Annotated in this window: 26 protein-coding genes and 1 riboswitch; of the genes, 14 read left to right on the top strand and 12 right to left on the bottom strand. The window is 59.5% G+C overall.

What is annotated here, in order from left to right; genetic code table 11:
• Window positions 1–150 precede the first annotated feature (150 nt).
• Entirely contained in the window at window positions 151–1038 is an 888-nt protein-coding gene (locus ASD46_RS03020) for a LysR family transcriptional regulator (RefSeq protein WP_025592750.1), read from the bottom strand.
• 95 nt (window positions 1039–1133) lie between these two features.
• Between ASD46_RS03020 and ASD46_RS03015 the strand changes: the two genes are divergently transcribed.
• Window positions 1134–1676 carry a GNAT family N-acetyltransferase gene (locus ASD46_RS03015; protein WP_025592751.1) on the top strand — a complete coding sequence of 181 codons (543 nt, stop codon included), beginning with the start codon at window positions 1134–1136 and terminating at the stop codon, window positions 1674–1676.
• A gap of 4 nt (window positions 1677–1680) precedes the next feature.
• On the opposite strand, the gene ASD46_RS03010 is transcribed toward ASD46_RS03015, so the two are convergent.
• On the bottom strand, window positions 1681–2025 hold the full coding sequence (locus tag ASD46_RS03010; protein ID WP_244434338.1) for a hypothetical protein: 345 nt from the start codon (window positions 2023–2025) through the stop codon (window positions 1681–1683).
• Between the two features lie 220 nt (window positions 2026–2245).
• Between ASD46_RS03010 and ASD46_RS03005 the strand changes: the two genes are divergently transcribed.
• Window positions 2246–2848, top strand: coding sequence for a superoxide dismutase (locus tag ASD46_RS03005; protein ID WP_003511955.1), 603 nt, complete (start codon window positions 2246–2248; stop codon window positions 2846–2848).
• Between the two features lie 131 nt (window positions 2849–2979).
• Window positions 2980–3849, top strand: a complete 870-nt coding sequence (locus tag ASD46_RS03000; protein WP_025592756.1) for a metallophosphoesterase — start codon at window positions 2980–2982, stop codon at window positions 3847–3849.
• A 110-nt stretch (window positions 3850–3959) separates the two neighbouring features.
• Here ASD46_RS03000 and ASD46_RS02995 read toward each other — a convergent pair whose 3' ends face one another.
• A complete protein-coding gene (locus tag ASD46_RS02995) occupies window positions 3960–4685 on the bottom strand; it encodes a helix-turn-helix transcriptional regulator (RefSeq protein ID WP_025592758.1) in 726 nt (241 codons plus the stop codon).
• A 133-nt stretch (window positions 4686–4818) separates the two neighbouring features.
• Between ASD46_RS02995 and ASD46_RS02990 the strand changes: the two genes are divergently transcribed.
• From ASD46_RS02990 to ASD46_RS02965, 6 genes are all read left to right on the top strand, one after another.
• A complete protein-coding gene (locus tag ASD46_RS02990) occupies window positions 4819–5448 on the top strand; it encodes a LysE family translocator (RefSeq protein ID WP_060641845.1) in 630 nt (209 codons plus the stop codon).
• Between the two features lie 115 nt (window positions 5449–5563).
• Window positions 5564–5998 carry a c-type cytochrome gene (locus ASD46_RS02985; protein ID WP_025592760.1) on the top strand — a complete coding sequence of 145 codons (435 nt, stop codon included), beginning with the start codon at window positions 5564–5566 and terminating at the stop codon, window positions 5996–5998.
• Between the two features lie 87 nt (window positions 5999–6085).
• Complete coding sequence (locus ASD46_RS02980; RefSeq protein ID WP_025592761.1) at window positions 6086–7006, top strand: c-type cytochrome; 921 nt, start codon at window positions 6086–6088, stop codon at window positions 7004–7006.
• A gap of 91 nt (window positions 7007–7097) precedes the next feature.
• Window positions 7098–7323: riboswitch (cobalamin riboswitch) on the top strand.
• Between the two features lie 165 nt (window positions 7324–7488).
• Entirely contained in the window at window positions 7489–7671 is a 183-nt protein-coding gene (locus ASD46_RS02975) for a CbtB domain-containing protein (protein WP_003494386.1), read from the top strand.
• 11 nt (window positions 7672–7682) lie between these two features.
• Complete coding sequence (locus ASD46_RS02970; RefSeq protein WP_025592764.1) at window positions 7683–8399, top strand: CbtA family protein; 717 nt, start codon at window positions 7683–7685, stop codon at window positions 8397–8399.
• 4 nt (window positions 8400–8403) lie between these two features.
• The gene (locus ASD46_RS02965; RefSeq protein ID WP_025592765.1) at window positions 8404–8718 is read left to right on the top strand and encodes a hypothetical protein; all 315 of its coding nucleotides are present in this window, start codon (window positions 8404–8406) and stop codon (window positions 8716–8718) included.
• Between the two features lie 105 nt (window positions 8719–8823).
• On the opposite strand, the gene ASD46_RS02960 is transcribed toward ASD46_RS02965, so the two are convergent.
• The 4 genes from ASD46_RS02960 to ASD46_RS02945 form a co-directional block, all read right to left on the bottom strand.
• Window positions 8824–9390: a type 1 glutamine amidotransferase family protein gene (locus ASD46_RS02960; RefSeq protein WP_025592767.1), complete on the bottom strand. Its 567-nt coding sequence runs from the start codon at window positions 9388–9390 to the stop codon at window positions 8824–8826.
• Window positions 9391–9411: 21 nt separating this feature from the next.
• Entirely contained in the window at window positions 9412–9900 is a 489-nt protein-coding gene (locus ASD46_RS02955; RefSeq protein WP_003511975.1) for a GNAT family N-acetyltransferase, read from the bottom strand.
• Window positions 9901–10105: 205 nt separating this feature from the next.
• Window positions 10106–10519, bottom strand: a complete 414-nt coding sequence (locus ASD46_RS02950; RefSeq protein ID WP_025592768.1) for a MerR family transcriptional regulator — start codon at window positions 10517–10519, stop codon at window positions 10106–10108.
• Between the two features lie 96 nt (window positions 10520–10615).
• A complete protein-coding gene (locus tag ASD46_RS02945; protein WP_025592769.1) occupies window positions 10616–10969 on the bottom strand; it encodes a hypothetical protein in 354 nt (117 codons plus the stop codon).
• 127 nt (window positions 10970–11096) lie between these two features.
• On the opposite strand from ASD46_RS02945, the gene dmeR reads away from it, so the two are divergent.
• On the top strand, window positions 11097–11369 hold the full coding sequence (gene dmeR / locus ASD46_RS02940; RefSeq protein WP_003494395.1) for a Ni(II)/Co(II)-sensing transcriptional repressor DmeR: 273 nt from the start codon (window positions 11097–11099) through the stop codon (window positions 11367–11369).
• An 81-nt stretch (window positions 11370–11450) separates the two neighbouring features.
• Entirely contained in the window at window positions 11451–12461 is a 1011-nt protein-coding gene (gene dmeF, locus ASD46_RS02935) for a CDF family Co(II)/Ni(II) efflux transporter DmeF (protein ID WP_060641844.1), read from the top strand.
• Between the two features lie 10 nt (window positions 12462–12471).
• Here dmeF and ASD46_RS02930 read toward each other — a convergent pair whose 3' ends face one another.
• The 5 genes from ASD46_RS02930 to ASD46_RS02910 all read right to left on the bottom strand — a co-directional run bounded on the left by ASD46_RS02930 (window position 12472) and on the right by ASD46_RS02910 (window position 18987).
• Window positions 12472–12753 (bottom strand): hypothetical protein, encoded by a 282-nt coding sequence (locus ASD46_RS02930; protein ID WP_003511987.1) that lies wholly within the window; start codon window positions 12751–12753, stop codon window positions 12472–12474.
• Between the two features lie 366 nt (window positions 12754–13119).
• Window positions 13120–14226: a quaternary amine ABC transporter ATP-binding protein gene (locus ASD46_RS02925; RefSeq protein WP_035197990.1), complete on the bottom strand. Its 1107-nt coding sequence runs from the start codon at window positions 14224–14226 to the stop codon at window positions 13120–13122.
• On the bottom strand, window positions 14219–15127 hold the full coding sequence (locus ASD46_RS02920) for an ABC transporter permease (protein ID WP_003511991.1): 909 nt from the start codon (window positions 15125–15127) through the stop codon (window positions 14219–14221). Before ASD46_RS02920 ends, ASD46_RS02925 begins: the two co-directional genes overlap by 8 nt.
• Before the next feature lie 254 nt (window positions 15128–15381).
• On the bottom strand, window positions 15382–16392 hold the full coding sequence (locus ASD46_RS02915; RefSeq protein ID WP_019564115.1) for an ABC transporter substrate-binding protein: 1011 nt from the start codon (window positions 16390–16392) through the stop codon (window positions 15382–15384).
• A 495-nt stretch (window positions 16393–16887) separates the two neighbouring features.
• Window positions 16888–18987, bottom strand: a complete 2100-nt coding sequence (locus ASD46_RS02910) for a S9 family peptidase (protein WP_025592776.1) — start codon at window positions 18985–18987, stop codon at window positions 16888–16890.
• A 223-nt stretch (window positions 18988–19210) separates the two neighbouring features.
• Between ASD46_RS02910 and ASD46_RS02905 the strand changes: the two genes are divergently transcribed.
• The 3 genes from ASD46_RS02905 (at window position 19211) to ASD46_RS02895 (ending at window position 21395) form a co-directional block, all read left to right on the top strand.
• Window positions 19211–19612: a DUF930 domain-containing protein gene (locus tag ASD46_RS02905; protein WP_003511997.1), complete on the top strand. Its 402-nt coding sequence runs from the start codon at window positions 19211–19213 to the stop codon at window positions 19610–19612.
• A gap of 105 nt (window positions 19613–19717) precedes the next feature.
• Window positions 19718–20617: a dihydrodipicolinate synthase family protein gene (locus ASD46_RS02900; protein ID WP_060641843.1), complete on the top strand. Its 900-nt coding sequence runs from the start codon at window positions 19718–19720 to the stop codon at window positions 20615–20617.
• Window positions 20618–20669: 52 nt separating this feature from the next.
• Window positions 20670–21395, top strand: a complete 726-nt coding sequence (locus ASD46_RS02895) for a polysaccharide deacetylase family protein (RefSeq protein WP_025592779.1) — start codon at window positions 20670–20672, stop codon at window positions 21393–21395.
• Window positions 21396–21429: the final 34 nt, after the last annotated feature.

Here is a 21429-nt window from a genome sequence, read left to right as displayed (position 1 = left end):
GGTCCAGCGCGGTCAAGTCTCTGATCGCGCACGACTCTTCTCACGGCGCAGACGCGCCGTGGCTGGATGCCGGATCCAATCCGGCATGACGAAAGAAAAAAGTCGCAAGCATCAACAGATCGAAGCCCGCGTCCGAAATCGACGCGGGCTTCATCGTTTCTGCAGGTTTGGCAATGCAGCAGCGAGCGCCCTTAGTGGCGCGGTCATGTGCTTGTCGCGTCTGAGGGCAAGGGCGATCCGCCGTTCGAGCGGCGGCTCGAGCGAGCGCCATTCAAGCCCCGATGGAGCATCTTCATGCTCCATCGCCATGCGTGGCACGATGGCAAGGCCAAGGCCCGCACCCGCCAGTTTCTTGATGGCCTCGACGCTGCCCAGTTCCATGGCGGGTTGAACGGTGCGGCCGCTTGCCGAAAACCATTGATCCACGAGCTTGCGCGTATTGCCGCCCTCGTAAAGCAGCAATGGCTGTGTCGAAAGCGTCTCGGCATTCAGGATTGTTGCGTCGCTGATGGTGCCAAGCGGGAAAACCGCAACCAGTTCATCGAGATGGATGTCGCTGATATCGAGGCTGCGGCCGCTGGCCGGCAGGGCCACCACCGCCGCATCGATCGTATTGGCTTCGAGAAGCCTCAGTATATCGTGGGTATTGCCGGTCTGCACGACGATGTCTATCCCCGGCATCACCTGGCGGATTTTGCCCAGCACTGGCGGCAGAAGATAGATGCAGGCGGTGGCGCCCGTGCCGATGCGCAGGCGTCCCGTCACGCCGCTGCGATGAGGGGCTACGGTATCGATGGCATGCGCCACTTCTTCCGCAATCCGTCTTGCATGGATGAGAAAGTCCCGGCCCGCCGCTGTCGGCTGCGCGCGCCTGCCGACCCGTTCTATCAGCCGCACACCGAGCTGCTTTTCCAGCAGCCGGATGTGCAGGCTGATGGCCGGCTGCGTCAGCCCCGCCTTGTCGGCTGCGGCGGAAAAGCTGCCGAGATCGGCGACATCCATGAAGCTGCGCACCTGCCGCAGATCGAGGTCCATCATCAAAGAAAACCTTATCGTTTGTATAAGACAGATAATCTTTATTTTGACTGAGCCGCAATGCACAATAATGCCGTGAATGACCACAGGACACGAGAATGACCCTTCCCACAATTTCCAGCCTTACCATCCGCCCCTGCGAGGAGGCGGATATTCCAGCCATTACCGAAATCTACCGGGATGCCGTGCTGCATGGCCGCGCCAGCTTCGAGATCGATCCGCCAAGCGTGGATATGATGCTTGAGCGCCGCCGACTGCTGGTAGAAGGCAACTACTCCTATCTCGTCGCCGAAATCGACGGAAAGGTAGCCGGATATGCCTATGCCGGCGCCTATCGCCCGCGTCCGGCCTATGGTGCTGCTGTGGAGAATTCCGTTTATATCGATCCGGCCATGAAGGGCATGGGAATTGGCGGCAAGCTGCTCGATGCGCTGATCGAGGATGCGACTTCGCGCGGCTTTCGGCAGATGATTGCGGTCATCGGCGATAGCGCCAACGCCGCGTCCATCGGTGTGCACCGCGCCGCCGGTTTCGAGCATGTCGGCACATTCAAGTCCATCGGCTGGAAACACGGCCAGTGGCTGGACACGGTGCTGATGCAGCGCGCGCTGGGCGATGGCGACACCACGCCCCGTTTCTGAAACCTCAGGGCTTGGTGGAACCAGGGATTTCAACCTTCAGCGTATCGCCGGCAAGCTCGCTGCCGAGTTCGACGGCCTTGGTCTTCTTGTCGTAAACGCAGATATGGCTGATCGTCGCATCCGCGCCCCTGGCCTTGCCGGTGAGGACGGCGAGGCCATAATTCTCGCTGCCCACCGGATCGACCACCACCTTGGCGTCCTCGATCATGTCTTTGCCGGCGCCAAGGCACGCCGTCTGCACATCCGCCACGAATTCCTTCCAGGCATCGTCAGACGACGCGACGGCCGGAAGCGCCAGCGAGGAGAAGGCGGCGAGAAGCAGCGCGCGATGGATCATGGAGCGGGTCATGGAATTTCCTTCCTGCAATTTCATCAAAAGCGAACCGATAGGGTGGAAAACGGTACGCCAGGGTTGTGAAACAAATGTGGTGGCGGCTGGCTTGAGAGGAATTTTCTCTTTTGTCGGAACATTTTGATATTTCACAGGTTGCCCAAACAGAGGTTCGCTCCTATGGTCCGCTCACACGGTTTCTAGGAGCGGTAACCCGCTGCAAAAAGGAGTAAAAACCATGGCCTTCGAACTTCCTGAACTCCCCTACGACTACGACGCGCTTGCACCATACATGTCGCGCGAGACGCTCGAGTTCCATCACGACAAGCACCACAAGGCATATGTCGACAACGGCAACAAGCTGGCGGCGGAAGCCGGTCTTTCCGACCTTTCGCTTGAGGAAGTCGTGAAGAAGTCCTTTGGCACCAATGCTGGTCTCTTCAACAATGCTGCCCAGCATTACAACCACGTCCATTTCTGGAAGTGGCTGAAGAAGGACGGCGGCGGCAACAAGCTGCCGGGCAAGCTGGAACAGGCATTCGCCTCCGATCTCGGCGGTTACGACAAGTTCAAGGCTGATTTCATCGCTGCCGGCACCACGCAGTTCGGCTCCGGCTGGGCATGGGTTTCCGTCAAGAACGGCAAGCTCGAAATCTCCAAGACCCCGAACGGCGAAAATCCGCTGGTTCATGGCGCAGAACCGATCCTCGGCGTCGACGTATGGGAACACTCCTACTACATCGACTACCGCAACCTGCGTCCGAAGTACCTCGAAGCCTTCGTCGACAACCTCATCAACTGGGACTACGTCCTGGAGCGTTACGAAGCCGCTTCCAAGTAAGTTTTGCGGATTGTAATTTTCTGAGCACCCGGCCCCCAAAGGCCGGGTGTTCTGCTTTTGAGGTCAACAATCCAGCGTGTCGCTCCCATTTGTCACAAGCCTGTCATCCGCCCGGTTTATCGCGGCGCATCATGACTGAAAAAACCACACCGCTCTTCTCATTCGGCATCGTTGCCGATCCCCAATATGCCGATGCCGAGCCCCGCCCGGATATGGGCCGGTATTATGCCGAAAGCCCGAAAAAGCTTGGCGAAGCGATCGACGCCTTCAATCGCGAGGAACTGGCCTTCGTGGTAACGCTGGGCGATATCATCGATCGCGGTTTTGAAAATTTCGATGCGATCCTTGGCGTCTACGAGCAGCTTCGCCACCCTTCGGTGATGCTGCCGGGAAATCACGATTTCGCCGTTGCCGCCGAACACTTGTCCGCCATCCATGCCCGCCTCGGCATGGCGTCGCCCTGGCACGATTTCACCATCGGTGAGATACGTTTCGTGGTGCTTGACGGCAACGAGGTCAGCCTGTTTGCCACGCCGCCCGGCGATCCGCGCCGCACGCTGGCGCAAGAGCGTCTGAGGCGCCTGCAAGAGGTGGGTGCGATCAATGCGCAGGACTGGAATGCGTCGCTCAGCGACGAACAGTTCGAATGGCTGCGGACCGTTCTGCAAAAGGCGGATGCGGCGGGTGAAAAAGTGGTCATTCTCTGCCACTATCCGGTCTATCCGAACAACGCCCATAATATGTGGGACGCGCCCCGCATCGTTGATCTTCTTGATGTACACCCTTCGGTCGTCGCATGGTTCAGCGGCCATAATCATGAGGGCAATTACGGGGTGCAGGGCAACACTCACTTCGTCAACTTTAAGGGCATGGTGGATACGCCCGACCAGAACACCTTCGCCATTGCCGATGTGTTTGCCGACCGAATCGTCATCCGCGGTTTCGGGCGCGAGGACGATAGGGTGCTGGAGCATTTGCGGCATAACGCTGCCGTGCTTTAAAGTCAGCACCACCCTCTCAACCGTCATTACCGTCCCTGTCACAGGAATGCCGGTTGAGACGGGGGCACCGACACAGAACGAAGGTTGAAAGACGCGCTAAATCAGTTGCTTTACGCGCTGGCTTGATTCGTCGTTCGTTCCGAAGTCCCCAGCTGATTGCTCTGCCAGCCGCTCATCCACAATTGCCGCAACCTTTCGCCTTCCATCTTGAAAAAGCTGCCGGTTGTCTTGCAGGTCAGAACGCGGTCGGAGCGGAAATTGCGGATCGCTTGCCTGAGTTCGCACCAGGCGAAGATATTGGTCGTCTCCGAATAATAGATCGTGGCGATGGGCCGGATCTGCCGCCGGGTCTCCACGCCGGTTTCATCGCCATAGGTTATGTCCAACCGCTCCTCGTCGCGCACCGCCCGCCTGACCATGGCAAGATCGACGCCGGCGGGTGAGGGCGCGATGCTGCCCCAGGCGTGCAGGGCATTGGCGGACAGGGTTTTCGACAGGGGGTCGGGCAGGGATGCCGCAATCTTGTCGCTGACCTTTTTGGCCGCCTGCCGCAATTCAGTATCGCCCGTGCGCGCGACCATGGCGAGCGCAAGCACGATCGCCTCCGTCTCCTCGATGGAAAACATCAGCGGCGGCAGGTTGAAGCCGGGACGCAGGATGTAACCGACGCCGCGTTCGCCTTCGATCGGCACGCGCATGGTCTGAAGGGCCGAAATATCGCGATAGACCGAGCGCACCGTGACCTCCAGTGCCTCGGCAATGGTCTGCGCGGTGATCGGCCTGCGCGCCACCCGCAGGATCTGGATGATCTCGAACAGTCTCGATGCCTTGCGCATTGCCGTTTTTCCCGGTGGTTTCCCAACGCAACTGACACAACGCTGTCAGTTGGCTTTTCCTATAAGCAGCAAAACACATTGAGAAACATGAGTTTTCTCGAATGTGTCGCAAACTGTCTTGGGAGATACTGACATGAGTTACGTCGAAAATCTCTGGCTTTTCTTTCTGGTCCTGTTCGGCATCATCATCCTGCCGGGCATGGATATGCTGTTCGTGCTGGCAAGTGCGTTGACGGGTGGCAAAAGAACCGGGCTTTCCGCCGCAAGCGGCATGAGCGCCGGCGGCATGGTGCATTCACTTTACGGTGCGTTGGGCGTCGGCATGCTTGCCGCCTGGATGCCGTCGCTGTTCCTGCCGCTGCTGGTCGCCGGCGCCGCTTACATGGTCTGGATCGGCGTCGGCCTGATGCGCAGCGCCATCACCGTCAATGGCGATGAGGCGCAGGCGAGCGCCTCTGTCAGAAAGGCGTTCTGGCGGGCCGTGCTCACCTGCCTTTCCAATCCGAAAGCCTATCTCTTCATGATGGCGATCTATCCGCAATTCCTCAAACCCGACTATGGTCCAATCTGGATGCAGGGGCTGGTAATGGGCGCGATGGTGGCCATCACGCAGTTCACGGTCTATGGCGCTCTGGCGCTGACGGCGGATAAAAGCCGGGCATGGCTCGTTTCCTCGCCTGCCGCGACGATTTTCATCGGCCGCGCCGCCGGTTTCATGCTGATTGCCGCAGCCCTGGTTACGCTTTGGGAAGCACTCTCCTAGACTTCTGTTTTCTTGGGGAAATTCACTGCAATGTGACTTCTTTTCGCCATGCGGAAAGGGCATCCTCGCGCCGTTATCGCGCGTTCGGCATCTGCCGGAATCAAGGAGAGAGTGTATGAAACTGAAAACCATCGCGGCGGCCATGCTTTTCGGCTGTCTTTGCGCCGGAGCGGTCTACGCTGCCGGCGAAGTCGAAAAACGTGAAGGCATGATGAAGCAGATCGGCGGCTCCATGGGGGCGCTTGCTGCCATCTCCAAAGGCCAGAAGCCTTATGACGCCGAAGCCGTAAAGGCTGCCGTGACGACCATCAGCACCAACGCCAAGGCTTTCCCCGACCAGTTTCCCCCGGGCAGCGAGACCGGCAGTGCTGCGGCACCCGCGATCTGGGAAAATTTCGATGACTTCAAGTCCAAGGCCGCCAAGCTCGGTGCCGATGCGGACAAGGTCCTCGCCAGCCTTCCCGCCGATCAGGCAGGCGTCACCGCCGCCATGCAGACCCTCGGTGCCGATTGTGGTGCGTGCCACCAGACCTACCGTCTGAAGAAGTGATCCTATCAAGAACGCCGCTTCCCGGCGGCGTTTTTTTTCAGCGGGAATGATGCCTGATCTCATCAGGTGATAATGGGGAGAAGGGTCATGGCCTCCATTTGGACGAAGCTCGCGGGCGGGATCGCGGTGGCGGCCATTGCCGGTTTCGGCATTTTCGCCTGGGTCACCGCGCCTGTGCGTCAGGCACCCAGCCACTGGGTGAGCCTTGGCGAGCCGGACCTTGCCAATGGCGAAACGCTGTTCTGGGCGGGCGGCTGCGCAAGTTGCCATGCGGCACCAGATGCCAAGGGCGATGCGCTTTTGACGCTTTCGGGCGGGCAAGCGTTGAAAAGCCCCTTCGGCACCTTCCATGTGCCCAATATTTCCTCCGATCCGCAGCATGGCATTGGCGGCTGGACGCTTTCGGAATTCGGCGATGCGATGACGCGCGGCGTCGGCAAGAACGGCGAACATCTCTACCCGTCCTTCCCTTACGCCTCCTATGCCCGCATGACGCAGAAGGACATCAACGACCTCTTCGGTTATTTGCGGGTTCTGCCCGCCAGCCAGAATGACGCGCCGGATCACGAACTGCCGTTCCCCTTCAACATGCGCATGGCATTGGGCGGCTGGAAATTCCTCTATTTCGATACATCCGCGCCACCCCGCGTCGAGCTTGCCGATGCCAATGCCGAATTGCTGCGCGGCCAATATCTGGTGGAAGGCCCGGGCCATTGCGGCGAATGTCACACGCCGCGCAATGCGCTTGGCGGTTTTCTCGATGGCAAATGGCTGGCCGGTGGTCCCAATCCCGAAGGCGAGGGCCGCATTCCCGATATTACCCCCGGCTCGCAGAGCGTCGGAAGCTGGGAAGCGGCCGATATTGCCAACTATCTGGAAACCGGCTTCACCCCGGAATTCGACAGCGTCGGCGGCTCCATGGTCAAGGTGCAGCAGAATATGGCGCATCTGACGGTCGATGACCGCAATGCGATCGCCGCCTATCTGAAGGCCATCCCGGCACGGTAGCCCTTTGCCGTCATGCCGGACTTGATCCGGCATCCAGCCGCGGCGCGCAATTCTCACGCCGGCCTGCCATTGACTCCCACCCACACCCATCGGATAACGATCCTGTGATGGTTCCTTCCGGGCGTTCCGGAAGGTGAAAAGGGAACACGATAGGGAGACATCCTCATTCGTGGCTGCCCCCGCAACTGTGAGCGGAGAGCCTGAAACGAAATGCCACTGGTAAGCATCTCGCCGGATATGGGCGAGGGCAATGCCGGGAAGGTGTTTCAGGTTTTGACCCGTAAGCCAGGAGACCTGCCATCACGGAAATGTCCATGCCGGCGGGGTGTCCGGAAGAGCGGAATTTCAGGGTGGTGGCGCTTGAACGTGCCGCCCTGTGTCAGTCTCGTATCCCCGTGGTGAAGTGTATCGCATGCGGCTGCACGGCGTTTGCCGTTCCGCCGCGTCTAAAGGCGCGGGGTCGCGCCGTAAGAGGGGTCACCATGTCCATCAACCAGAATACGGCAAATGCCGCCGTTTCAGCAAAAACGGGCAGCTTCGCGCAATCGCTGACGGCGATCGTGCTTGGTCTGTTCGTCGTCGGGTTTGTCGGCTTTTCGCATGTGGAAGCCGTTCACAACGCCGCGCATGACACGCGTCATGCCAATGCTTTCCCTTGCCATTGAGGGGAAAAAGCATGTCGTTCTTTCGCAATATCGTTTTTACCGCCGTCCTCGTCGGCATCGTTGGCGGCTTCGCCGTTTCGGCCATGCAGGCTTTCGGCACCACGCCGCTGATCCTGAAGGCGGAAACCTATGAAAATGCCGGTGGCGAAGCGCCCCACAGCCATGATGCTCCGGCCACGACCGGCGCTGCCGTTCCCGCGCACGAACATAATAAGGAAGCCTGGTCTCCGGCCGACGGCTTCGAGCGCACCGCCTATACGGTCGCCGCCAACGTGCTGACCGCCATCGGTTATGCGCTGGTGCTGACCGGCCTCATCTCGCTGCGCGGCACCGATGCCGGCTGGCGCGAAGGCCTTTTGTGGGGTGTGGCCGGTTTTGCCGCCGTCATGCTTGCGCCGATGATCGGCCTGCCGCCGGAACTACCGGGCAGCCCGGCGGCCGCGCTTGAGGCGCGTCAAATCTGGTGGCTTTCGACGGTTGCCGCAACCGCGGGCGGCATTGCGCTGATCGCATTCCGGCGCGAACCCTGGGCAATCGTGCTCGCACTGGTGTTGATCGTTGCTCCACATGTGGTGGGCGCGCCCCTGCCGCCGGAAGGTGAACATGCGCTGGCACCGCTGCCGCTGGAACGACAGTTCATCGTCGCCGCCACCGTGACCAGCTTTGTCTTCTGGGCCTTGCTCGGAACATTGAGCGCGTTTTTCCTGAAGCGCTTCCAGCAGGCTTAAATCCATGCAGGACGCAGCCGAATGGAGTGAGGAACTCGACGCGCTGCGTTTTGCCGTTCCCGGTCACGGCGCTTTCTGCGCCGTGCATCGCCTTGCTTTCAAGGCAGTCCTTGGCGTCAGCCCGGAACGGGAAGCGGCGCTCGCCTATTTTCATGAGAATGAGGCTGCCTTTACGGTCGCAGCCCTTGCCAAGATAAAACGCTCGGCTTTGCCGGCCGGTCGCAGTCTGCATCTCAACAGCCGCGATATCCGCCGTGCGATGGCGGGGGAGGGCGGGGATGTCGCGCCCCGTGTCTGCCGGGTGCTTGATCAGGGGTGATTTGTGATGGTCTCGCGGCTCAACTTCCCCACCACCCTCATTCCTGTGACAAGCACAGGAATGAGGGTGGGAGGATCCGCAAAACTCTCGACACCAAGGTGAGCTTCACCGGTGTTCCGCCGCAAAAATTCCAAGTTCCGCCTCGGCTTCCGGACCAAAGAGGCCGAGGTGTTTCAGAATTTCCACTGCGAAACTGACGGGTGCACTGCCGGCTGCGGTTACGATTCCGCCATCGCTGACCGCCTTCGGCTGGTCGCGATAGAGCGCTTCGCCGCGATAGGACGGATAGGCCTTGTGAGAGGCGAGCGAATTGCCGGTATGGGCGACGTCATCAAGGGCGCCCGTGCCTGCAAGCGCGCTGGCAGCCGCGCAGATGCCGGCAACCAGCCGGCCCTTCTCGCGAAACCGCTGTACCAGCCCGCCAAGATCGACAGCCATTCCCTTTTCCCAGCCGAGGCCGCCGGGAATGACGAGCGCATCGATGTTAGCAGGATCAAGCGCGTCATAGGATGTGTCGGGCGTAACGTTGAGCCCGCCCATTGAAACCACGGGCCGGCCGTCCGGGGTCGCGTAAACGATCTCGACGCCGAGATAGCCGCGCGCGGCGGCGGCAAGCAGCGCCGGTTCCCAGTCCGCAAAATCCTGCGCAAGCGCAATGGCAATCCGTGTCATGACCGTCTCCGAAGGTTGCAATCAGGCGATAGACTGCATGTAGCGCATGCCGGTGACCGGGCGCGGCGCGAAATCCATGCTTTCGTAGAAACGATGCGCGGCGACATTTCCGGTCGTGGCGCTGACGGAAAGATAGTCGCAACCGAGGCGCTTGGCGATATCGCGGGCGCGGGAAACCAAGTGCTGGCCGGTGCCATGTCCGCGGTGACCGTCACGCACGAAAAGATGGTGTAGCTCAAGCCCGCGGCGGCCTTCCTGCGCCCTGTAGAGCGGCAGCATCAGGGCGTAACCGATCAATGCGCCGTCGGCTTCCGCTACCAGCCCATGCACCCAGGGAAGCGGGCCGAACAGGTCGCGTTCCAGTTTCGCCGGCGTAATCGCCGCCGCATCGCCATGAAAGGTGGCAAGCAGGGTGATCATCTCATTGAGCTCAGGCAAATCGGTCTTGCGTGCGCCACGAATGATGACGACGGGCGGTCTTTCCAATGTAAGGGAACTGTCTTCGGTCATTTTTCTGGTCCTTCGGTTTTATCGGTGCCGTCAGGACGCTTGAAAAACAACAAAGCCGCCTGACGGCGGCTTGTTGACAAAATGATCTGTCGAGCCGCCCTTTACAGGTAGGCCCAAAAGTACGAGCAGGAGATGGGTGCGCGTTCGTTGATCATGTCCATGCAATGCGCTCGAATCTGAAATCTGTCAAGCCTGCTCTTCAGCCTCAATGCTCCCCTTCGCACATGCCATGGTCGGAAAGTGCGCGGATGACGTAACAATCCTCGATCGAATGACCATGGCAATGGGAGACGATACGTTCCAGCTCATGCTCGAGCTTCTTGAGGCTGCTGATTTTCTCGCGCACATGGGCGAGGTGTTCGGCGGCAATGCGGTCCGCACCCTCGCACGGCATTTGCCGGTGCTGGCTGAGCGCGATCAATTCTCTGATGGCGTCGATATTGAGCCCGATATCGCGGGCATGGCGGATGAAAGCCAGCCTTTCGAGATCGGATTTTTCGTAACGGCGCTGGTTGCCTTCCGAGCGGTCTGCCTCGCGGATGAGGCCCATCTGCTCATAATAGCGGATCGTCGGAACCTTCACGCCGGTACGTTTGGACAATTCACCGATGGACAGCATTGCCTTCTCCATATCCTCAAGAGCAGCCGGGACAAGAACGAACCGGATGCTCTAGTCTCTAGAGATATAGCTTTTCAGCCTGCCGTTCAATGGGTGTCAGGCGGCGGCCTCCACGCCGAGTGCCTGCGCCAGGGCTTTGAGAACTTCTGTCTCGATGCTGGAGGCGGCGTCAGGCTGCGCTGATGCGGCGATATCTACCGCCGGTTCGGTTCTGGCCTGTGCGCCGCTGTCTAGGTTCCAAAGTGCTGCGGCAAGGCCGGCGGAAACGCTGGCGGCGGCAGGTGCGGCGGAAACGGCAACGCTCTCGGCGCTGGAAATCGCGCGGTGTGCCGCCCGTGTCAGTTCCAGCAGGGCCTCGGTGGTTGCATTTGTTTCCCTGGTCTTTGTCGGCTCAAGGGTCCGGACCGGAGTTGCGTAATAGCTGCTGGTTGTTGCTGCGATAGTCGTCATGACTGAGTCCCCTAAGTTTCATGGGGTATTTTTAGGGGTCGAAACATTCGCGAAGATTGCGTCGCGCAGGGCTTGAACCAAAAAACATCGCAATATAGTATACCCCCCTATAGTATATGAGGTACTCATGTCCCATACGATCCGCAACAAGGAGAAGCTTCTCGCTCGCATCCGTCGCCTCAAGGGGCAGATGGAGGCGGTGGAGCGAGCCCTGGACGATTCCAAGCCCTGCGGCGAGGTGCTGCAATTGCTGGCCTCGGTGCGCGGTGCGCTTTCCGGCCTGACGGGGGAGGTGATGCAGGAACATCTGCATGAGCACGTCGTGCACGCCGAAAATGAAGACGAGCGGGCGCGTGCGGCGGAAGAGCTGGCCCAGGTGCTGAAGACCTACATCCGCTAACCTCTCTCCCAAAAGTGTCCGCGGCTTTGGGAAAAGACATGCGTGAAACAGAATATTCCAGGATCGAACAGGATTAGCGACATGACGACGACATCCGAATTTTCCGCAGCGTCCGGCCACGACCATGTTTTCCTAGGCCGGAACCATGAGCGCAATGAAAAGCGCGTGTGGATGGTGATTGCGCTGACCACAGTCATGATGGTGGCGGAGATCGTCGCCGGCCACTGGTTCGGTTCCATGGCGCTGACGGCGGATGGCTGGCACATGTCCACCCATGCGGGCGCAATGCTCATCTCGGCGCTGGCCTATCTCTATGCCCGGCGCGAGGCGCGCAATCCGCGCTTCACCTTCGGCACCGGCAAGTTCGGTGATCTCGCCGGTTTTGCCAGCGCCATCGTGCTGGCGGTGGTGGCGCTGCTCATCGCCGTCGAAAGTGCGATGCGGCTTTTCAATCCTGTTCAGATCGACTTCAATCAGGCGATCCTCGTCGCCGTCATCGGTCTTATCGTCAATCTCGTCAGCGCCGTGCTGTTGAAGGATGACCACGATCACGGCCATGGCCATGGTCACGCACATGGTTCGCATGCCCATCACGGCCATGGCAGCCACACCCATCACGATCACGGCTCGCACGCGCATCACGGCGAGCACGGAGCGAAGGGCGGCAGGGACAATAATCTGCGCGCAGCCTATCTGCATGTACTCGCCGATGCGCTGACTTCCGTTCTCGCCATTGTCGCACTGCTGCTCGGCAAGTGGAACGGCTGGTCCTTCCTCGATCCGTTGATGGGTATTGTCGGCGGTGTGGTGATTGCCCGCTGGTCATGGGGACTCATTCGCTCCACGGCAACGACGCTGGTGGATGCGGTTCCGCTGACGGAGGACTTGCCGCAGGAAATTCGTGAAAGCGTGGAAACGGAAGAAGATCGCATCACCGACCTGCACGTCTGGCAGGTGGGGCCGGGGCATCACGCCGCCATTGTCGCCATCCACTCGCAGGTGCCGAAGGCACCGGCTTTCTACAAGCAGAAGCTTGCAGCCATACATGAACTCTCACATGTAACGGTGGAGGTCAGCCCGGCAAGGGCCTGATCGGAATCATCTATTCGTATTCGGAATAGGCGCTGCGCACCCATTCGGCCTGCGCTTCTGCCTTGTCCTCGGCGGAGGTCGCAGCCTGCGTGTGGGCCGGCGCGCTGCCATTGCCAACGGCCCACAGCACGTTTGCCAGCGAACGGGAAAGAACGGTGCTGGAAACGGTCGGGTTGCCGGGGCCGCGTTTTACGGCCTGTTCCTCGGGCGCGCTCTGCGCGCTGCCGGGTTTTTCGATGTCGCGGACACGAGCCTGATAATTGTATCCGCCAATATTGCTTTCGATCTGCATGCCAGTGATTCCGCGTTCAAAAGTTAACAAATGGTTAACGGCGGCGGCTTGCCCGAAGCTTGCGCTTGCTGCATTGCAATGTCTTTCCCGGCTTGACACGTGGCAAAGGGGTGCTTCGTTTTTGCATGGTTGGACGGAAAGGCGGGCATTACCGGCCTTGCCCACACTTCGCGTCGTGCTCGCCATGGCGACCCTGTTGTGCCGCTCAAACTGTGGCGCCAAACACCCCACTCCCGTCATACCGGCTCTAGGCCGGTATGACGAAAGAGCGTTTTGACGCCGCCAGGCAGCTCCGATGTCTTTTGCGTAGCGGGGCTGGGGCTGTTTCGGTCCTCTGAAAGAAAGGCAAATCCTGTTGGTGCCGGATTACGCAGTTTCCTTTTCCGCAGGCGCCGCCGGTTCCGGGATTTTTTCCGCTTCCTCCACGACTACCACCCCGGCCTCCGTCTCCTGAGGTGCCGGCGTGACCATCGCCGCCACCAGCGTGTCGAGGCCGATGGCGCCGACTGGCTTGCCATCTTCATCCACCACATGGGCGCTGGTTTCGTTCGCCTCCGACATATCGCGGGCGATGGTTTCCAGTGTCGCGTTTTCCGGCACCGACATGCCCTCGGGTTTCGCCGTCAGCGGCTCCATCACGGTGGTCGCCTGAAGCACGCGGCTGCGATTGACGTCGCGCACGAAGTCGGTGACGTAACCATCCGCAGGGGAAAGGATGATGCTCTGGCCGTCGCCCTGCTGCACCACTTCGCCGTCTTTCAGAATGGCAATGTGATCGCCGAGCCGCAAAGCCTCATCCAGATCGTGAGTGATGAACACCACGGTCTTTTTCAGCTCCTGCTGAAGGTCGAGCAGCATCGTCTGCATATCGACACGGATCAGCGGATCGAGAGCCGAATAGGCCTCGTCCATCAGGAGAATATCGGCATCGTTGGCAAGCGCACGGGCAAGGCCGACACGCTGCTGCATGCCGCCGGAAAGCTGGTTCGGATAATAATCCTCATAGCCGGCAAGACCGACACGATCCAGCCAGTAACGGCCTTTCTCTTCGCTGTCCTTGCGTGGCATGCCCTGAATATCGAGGCCGTAGACGCTGTTTTCCAGCACGGTACGATGCGGCAGGAGGCCGAATTTCTGGAACACCATCGCCGTTTTGTGACGGCGGAATTTCCGCAGCGCCGAAGTGCTCATGCCGCAAATGTCCTCGCCGTCGTAGAGAACCTCACCTGCGGTCGGGTCGATCAGCCGGTTGATGTGGCGGATCAGCGTCGACTTGCCGGAACCGGAAAGCCCCATGACCACGGTGATCTTGCCGCCCGGCATGGTGATGTTGATGTTGTTGAGGCCAAGCACATGGTTGTGTTTGTCGTTCAGCTCGACCTTGTCCATGCCGGATCGCACCGCTTCGAGGTACTTCTCGGGATGCTTGCCGAAGATCTTGTAAAGATTCCTGATTTCGATGCTTTTAGCCATGGGAGACCTCGCGGTATTTCTGCAGGCGCTTGCCGAAAGCCTGGCTTGCCCGGTCGAACATGATGGCGATGGCGACCAGAGCGAAACCGTTCAGGAAGCCCACCGTGAAAAACTGGTTGTTGATGGCCTGCAGCACATTCTTGCCGAGACCACCGACGCCGACCATGGAGGCGACGACGACCATGGCGAGTGCCATCATGATGGTCTGGTTGATACCGGTCATGATGGTGGGCAACGCCAGCGGCAGCTGCACATTGAACAGCTTCTGGCCGTTGGAGGAGCCGAAGGCATCGGCGGCTTCCAGCACCTCCCGGTCTACCAGGCGGATGCCGAGGCTGGTCAGGCGGATGACGGGCGGAATGGCATAGATCACCACTGCGATCAGGCCCGGTACCTTGCCGATGCCGAAAATCACCACCACTGGGATGAGATAAACGAAGCTTGGCAGGGTCTGCATCACGTCGAGCACGGGATTGATGATACGCTGCAACCGTTCGGAGCGTCCCATCAAAATGCCGAGCGGCAGGCCGATGACGATGGCGATCAGCGTGGCGATGGCGACGATGGAAAGCGTCGTCATGGCGTCGCGCCAGAGGCCGACTGCGCCGATCATGAGCAGGGAGATGGCCGTGCCACCGGTGATCTTGAAGCTGCGCCCGGCCAGATGCACGATCGCCAGAATGACCAGCATGGTGACGATCCACGGGGTCTGGATGAACAGCCGCTCCGAGGAGTTGAGAAAGAGCTGCAGCGGATGCACGATCACATCGATCGCATCGCCGTAATTGCGCACGATATCGCGAAAACCGTCATCGATGGTCTTGCGTGCCACACGCATCGTGCCGTTATCGATGGCCGGAAACTTGCACAGCATATCCGGCAGATAGTTACAGAGGGCCATTATTGTTGTTTTCCCTTTGGGTTTTGGGGGATGGGTGGTCGAGGCTGGAGCGCGGGGCACCCCCCTCCGTCCTGCCGGACATCTCCCCCACAAGGGGGGAGATCGATCCGAGACAAAGTCTCGCCCATCAAACAGGTTGCGGATTTATGAGAAGGGTGAGCCCAGCCGATCTCCCTCCTTGGGGGGAGATGCCCGGCAGGGCAGAGGGGGTAAGCCACGGATGACAACCGAAGTTTCCCACTCTCATCAACCAATCACATCGAAGCCTTGATCTTCTCCGCCACCTCGGGCGAAACCCACTTCGTCCAGATATCCTCGTTGTTCTCGAGGAAATATTCCGCGCCGTCTTCGTTGGTGCCCTGGTTTTCATCCATCCAGGCCAGAACCTTGGCGACGGTCTCGTTGTCCCACTGCCGCTTGCGGATATAGTCGATGGAAGGACCGGCCTTCTCGGCGAAGTCCTTGGTGACAACAGTGAATACCTCTGCCACCGGATAGGCGTTTGGCTTGGGATCGGCGCAATCAGGCTTGGCGATGCAATTGTCGTAGGCCTCGCGGTCGAGTGCCACGCCATCGTCCAGTTTCACCATGTCGTACTTGCCAAGAATGGCCGTCGGGGACCAGTAATAGCCGAGCCAGCCCTGCTTTTTCTCATAGGCATTGGAGATCGAGCCATCGAGGCCCGCGGCGGAGCCGGTATCGATCAGGGCGAAGCCCTTCTCATCGGCCTTGCGTGCCTTGAACAGGTTGGCGGTCGTTGGCTGGCAGCCCCAGCCCGGCGGGCAGCCAAACACGGCACCCTTGCTGGCGTCTTCCGGCGCCGGGAAAAGCTCGGGATGCTTGAGTGCGTCCTCAACTGTCTTGATATCAGGGTGTTCGTCGGCGAGATATTTGGGAATCCACCAGCCTTCAACGCCACCTTCACTCAGGATTTTGCTTTCCTGGATCAGGTTGCCCTTCTTGACGGCGTCCTCATAGGGGGCGCCAAGGGTATTCACCCACATTTCGGGCGCCATATCCGGCTGGCCCTTTTCATTCATGGAGGTGAATGTGGGAGTGGTGTCGCCGCTGATGACGTTGACCGTGCAATCATAGCCGTTTTCCATGATGAACTTGTCGACGTAAGCCGCAACACCGGCGGACGCCCAGTTCATTTCGGCGATGGTGACGCTGCCGCATGTTTCTGCGGCGTTGGCGGAATTTGCTGCACCGGCAGCGATGGTAAAGCCCGTTACGAGAATGGTCGAGGCCAGGAGTTTCTTCATGGGAGACCTCCAAGTCTGATGCAGTGTTTTCAGTTGGCAAAGCGGGAGCACTGCAAAGCCCGGATTGCCAAGGGCGAACTGACATGGCGCATGAAAAAGCCGAAAAAATCCGGCGATAAGATTATCCGCAAGACGTGCTGCAGGATTGCCGCGAGAAGGGCGGCGAAAAGGCGCATGAATATGTCAACGGCCCGGATAATACGGCCGAAAAGTGATATTGCAATGCGAAATGGCGCAACGCAGCCATGCGTTCGATTTCCGGAACATTTTTTCCGGTGACGTAATACATGGGAATTATTTGCATTTGCGGAAGATATATTATGAGTTGCAGCAACCGGAAATAAAAATTCAATGTCGATAAAGATGTTATTTAAATAAAAGATGCGTATGGTAATTTGTGGAAAAAATATTCAATAACGAGATTTTTGCAGGTATTTTCGTCCAAAATAAGATCGGGCGACGATTGGATCGCCGCCCGTTTCTGCATTCAGCGTGTCAGACGGTGTCCTTGCCCGCGACCTTCAGTGCGAAGGCATATTCGAAGGCAATTTCTTCCAGCCGCTGGAAACGGCCCGACTTGCCTCCATGGCCAGCCGCCATGTTGGTCTTGAGCAGGATCGGGGCTTCCCCCGTCGTCTTTTCGCGCAGTTTCGCCACCCATTTGGTCGGTTCCCAATAGGTCACGCGCGGGTCGGTGAGGCCGGAAAGCGCAAGCAGCGGCGGATAGGGCTTTTCCCCGACATTGTCATAGGGGCTGTAGGCGGCGATCCACTGATATTCCTCTTCCGATTCCAGCGGATTGCCCCATTCCGGCCATTCCGGCGGGGTTAGCGGCAGCGTGTCATCAAGCATGGTCGTCAGCACGTCCACGAAGGGAACCGCAGCGATGATGCCGGCAAATTTTTCCGGGGCCATGTTGGCGACGGCGCCCATCAGCATTCCCCCTGCCGAACCGCCTTCCGCGATAATGCGATCGTAGGAGGTAAAGCCTTCCTTGACCAGATGATCGGCAGCCGCGATGAAATCCTTAAACGTGTTCTGTTTGTCTTTCATCTTGCCGGTTTCATACCACTCGAAACCCTTGTCCTTGCCGCCGCGAATGTGGGCGATGGCATAGATGAAGCCACGGTCTGCCAAAGACAGCGTTGTGGTGGAGAAGGAAGCGGGAATGGTGATGCCATAGGCGCCGTAGCCATAAAGCAGGCAGGGGGCCGAACCGTCGAGCACTACATCCTTGCGGTAAAGCAGCGAGACCGGCACCAACTCGCCGTCATGGGCAGGCGCCATGATGCGGCGGGTAATGTAGTCGTCGGGATTATGGCCGGAAGGCACTTCCTGCGTTTTCAGCAGCGTGCGGTCGCGCGTCACCATATTGTAGTCGAACAACTGGCTCGGCGTCGTCATCGAGGAGTAGGAGAAGCGGATGACATCGGTGTCGTATTCTGCAGCGCCATGCAGGCCAAGCGAATAGGCTTCCTCGGCAAAGGCGATGGAATGTTCCTCGCCCGTGCGGCGATCGCGGATAACGATGCGCGGCAGGCCGTCGCGGCGCTCCAGCCAGATCAGATGGCGGGCATAGGCATCGACGGAGAGAATGAGGCGACCCGGCTCATGCGGCACGACCTCCTTCCAGTTTTCCTTGCCCGGCGCGGTAACCGGCGCTTCCATGATGCGGAAATCCTTGGCATCGCCGTCATTGGTGAGGATGTAGAAGACATCGCCGCCTTCGCACATCGAATATTCGATACCTTCCTTGCGCTCCGCAACCACGACAGGCTCGGCCATCAGGTCCTTGGTGGAAAGAATGCGGTATTCGCTGGTCTCATGGTCGTGAATGTCGATGAAGATGAAGTCGTCGAGCACGGACGCGCCAACGCCCATGAAGAAGCCGGGGTCCTTTTCCTCATAGACCAGCCGGTCGGCCGACTGCGGCTCGCCGATGATGTGGTGGAAGACCTTCGAGGGGCGGTGGTTTTCGTCCTGCAGCGTATAGAAAAAGCTCTTGCCGTCAGGCGCCCATGCCCCGCCGCCGCCGGTATTTTCCACGACATCGGCAAGGTCTTCACCGGTTTCGAGATTACGGATGCGCAGCGTGAAATATTCCGAACCCTTGTCGTCATAACCCCAGATGCCGTGACTGTGATCGGAAGACTGGTCGAGGCCGGCAAGACGGAAATAATCCTTGCCTTCAGCTTCCCTGTCGCCATCAAGCAGCACGTGCTTTTCGCCGCCATCACGCGGGGTGCGGAAATAATGCGGTTGCTCGCCGCCGGTCACGAACAGCGTGCCATAGGCATAAGGTCCATCATTGACCGGAACAGAGGAATCATCCTGCTTGATACGGCCTTTCATCTCCTCGAACAGCTTTTCCTGAAGCGCCTTGGTGTCGCCCATTGCGGCTTCCATATAGGCGTTCTCGGCCTCGAGATGGGCGCGGATGGCTGGGTCGAGCAGGGTAGGGTCCTTGAACATGGCCTGCCAGTTATCGGCCCGGAACCATGCGTAGTCATCGGTGCGGGTGATGCCGTGATGCGTATCCTGGACGGGCCGTTTTTCGGCGGTCGGGGCGGCGGGCAGGTTCTTGAAAATCGGCAAGGGAAACTCGCTTTCGTATGAAAAATGCGTGGGCGGCACCCAAGATGTAGAGTGCCCCTCACCACCGATCAAGTTTCAAATCTCCACAGGTGAAATGAGGCTTGGGCACAATTTCGTCAGTTTTCGATCACATTTTGGCAATATCCGGCAAATCAGCGATGATACGCGCCTGCCACCGGCCTGCCGTGCATCGATAAGAACAAACGAAAACTGACAGGATCCCATGCGAAAGTTTCTTCCCGCTGCTCTTTCTGCGTTTTTCCTTGCCTTGCAGGCATCTACACCCGCTTTCGCAATAGACGCCAACGTCATGCGGCAGCTGAACGTGCTCGCCCCCGAGGAGCGTCTGGAGCAGCGTTGCGACATAGAGGCGATGGAGCGGATCGCGACGGAGCAGAAGGGCATGAAGCCGGATAAGGTCATTGCCTATACCTTCGGTGATCCCGAGGTTGGCAAGAATTCGATCAAGGCGTCGGGTGCAGTCTTCAGAAGCGCCGGTGAATGGTACAAGCTCAAATACAAGTGCCAGCTGAAAAGCGACAGCCTCTCCATCCAGTCCTTCGATTACCGTGTCGGCGACAAGATTCCCGAAGAGCAGTGGAAGAAGTTGTATCTTTATGATTGATCGGGGAATTCTTCGTCCGCGGTCGCCGGTTTAAACCCCGCTTTTCTTGCCGCCCTGCCAATGGGTCTGTAACGCTGTCCTTCGATCGAATTGAGGGGCGAGAACATGGCGAAGCAATTCAAGGGACTTTCGGCTTTTCCGATCACGCCCGCTGACGAGGCCGGGCAGGTGGATAGCCAAGCCTTTTCCGCCCTCGTCGAGCGGCTGGATGCGGCGGAGGTCGATTCCATCGGTATTCTCGGCAGCACCGGAACCTATATGTATCTGTCGCGTGCCGAGAGGCGGCGCGCGGTCGAGGCAGCCCATGCCGTCCTCAAGGGCAGGCGCACGCTGATGGCAGGCGTCGGCGCGTTGCGCACCGATGAGGCCGTGGCGCTGGCGAAAGACGCCGAAGCTGCCGGTGCCGATGCGCTGCTTCTGGCGCCCGTTTCCTATACGCCGCTGACTCAGGAAGAGGCCTATCACCATTTCGCCGCCGTCGCCGGCGCAACCGATTTGCCGCTCGCCATCTACAACAACCCGACGACGACGCGATTCTCCTTCAGCGATGAGCTTCTGGTCAGGCTCGCCTATATTCCGAATATCCGCGCCATAAAGATGCCGCTGCCGGCCGATTCCGACTATGCGGGAGAGCTTGCGCGGCTGCGGCCGAAACTGACGGATGATTTCGCCATCGGTTACAGCGGCGACTGGGGATGTGCGGAAGCAACGCTTGCCGGTGGCGATGCCTGGTACAGCGTCGTTGCGGGCCTGCTGCCGGTTCCGGCATTGCGGTTGATGCGCGCCGCCCAGGCCGGGGATGCGGAGGAGACGCGCAGGCTCGATCTGGCCTTCCAGCCGCTCTTCAAGGAATTCGGCAGTATCCGCGTGATCTACGCCGCCGCCAATGCTTTGTCGGTAACGGCATGCGAGCCGCCCCGGCCAATCCTGTCGCTCACCAGCGCGGAGCGCCAGCGGGTGGAAGAGGTGCTGAACGCTCTGTCAACGCTGGAAGCCGCGCCATAATTCGGGCGTTTTGCAGGCGGATTGCCACATCTTACCCTTCGGAAACTGAAAAATGCTGCGTAGCCTGCCCTTTGCCGCTCTCTTCCTGTCGCTCTCCACTGCCGCCTTCGCGGGGACGGGTCTCGTCGAGCCGACGCTGAAAATGACGCCGAGGCATGACGGCAGGGTGCGGGTGGCGATGACTCTGGACGCCTGCATGGGCAAGACCGACCATCGCATTCTCGATACGCTGGTGCAGGAAAAGATACCGGCGACGATCTTTGTCACTGCCCGCTGGCTGAAGCACAACAGCGAAGCACTTGCCGTAATGATGGCGCATCCGGATTTGTTCGAGATTGAAAACCACGGCGAAAACCATGTGCCAGCGGTGGACAAGCCCCTTGCCATCTACGGCATTGCCGCTGCCGGCTCGGAAGCGGCAGTCGAGCAGGAGGTCGAGGGCGGCAGGCAGGCAATTGTCGCCATGACCGGTCTTCAACCGCAATGGTTTCGCGGTGCGACGGCGAAATATACCACCTCGTCCATGGCCACTATCAACAGGCTCGGCATGCGGGTGGCGGGTTATTCCGTCAATGGCGATGGCGGCTCGCTTCTGGGCGCGGCCGCCACGGCAAAGCACATCGCTTCGGCCAGGGACGGCGACGTCATCATCTCCCACATCAACCAGCCTACCCACGAAGCGGGTGAGGGCGTGGTGAGGGGCCTTCTGGCGCTGAAGGCGCGCGGCGTGGTGTTCACAAGGCTGGACGACCCGTCGTTTACGCCGCCGGGTAATTGAGCGCGGCGGCTCTCTCCTCATTCCTGTAACAAGC

Source organism: Rhizobium sp. Root491 (genome assembly GCF_001427205.1).
GTDB lineage: Bacteria > Pseudomonadota > Alphaproteobacteria > Rhizobiales > Rhizobiaceae > Agrobacterium > Agrobacterium tumefaciens.
This window is presented reverse-complemented; position numbering and strand designations above follow the sequence as displayed.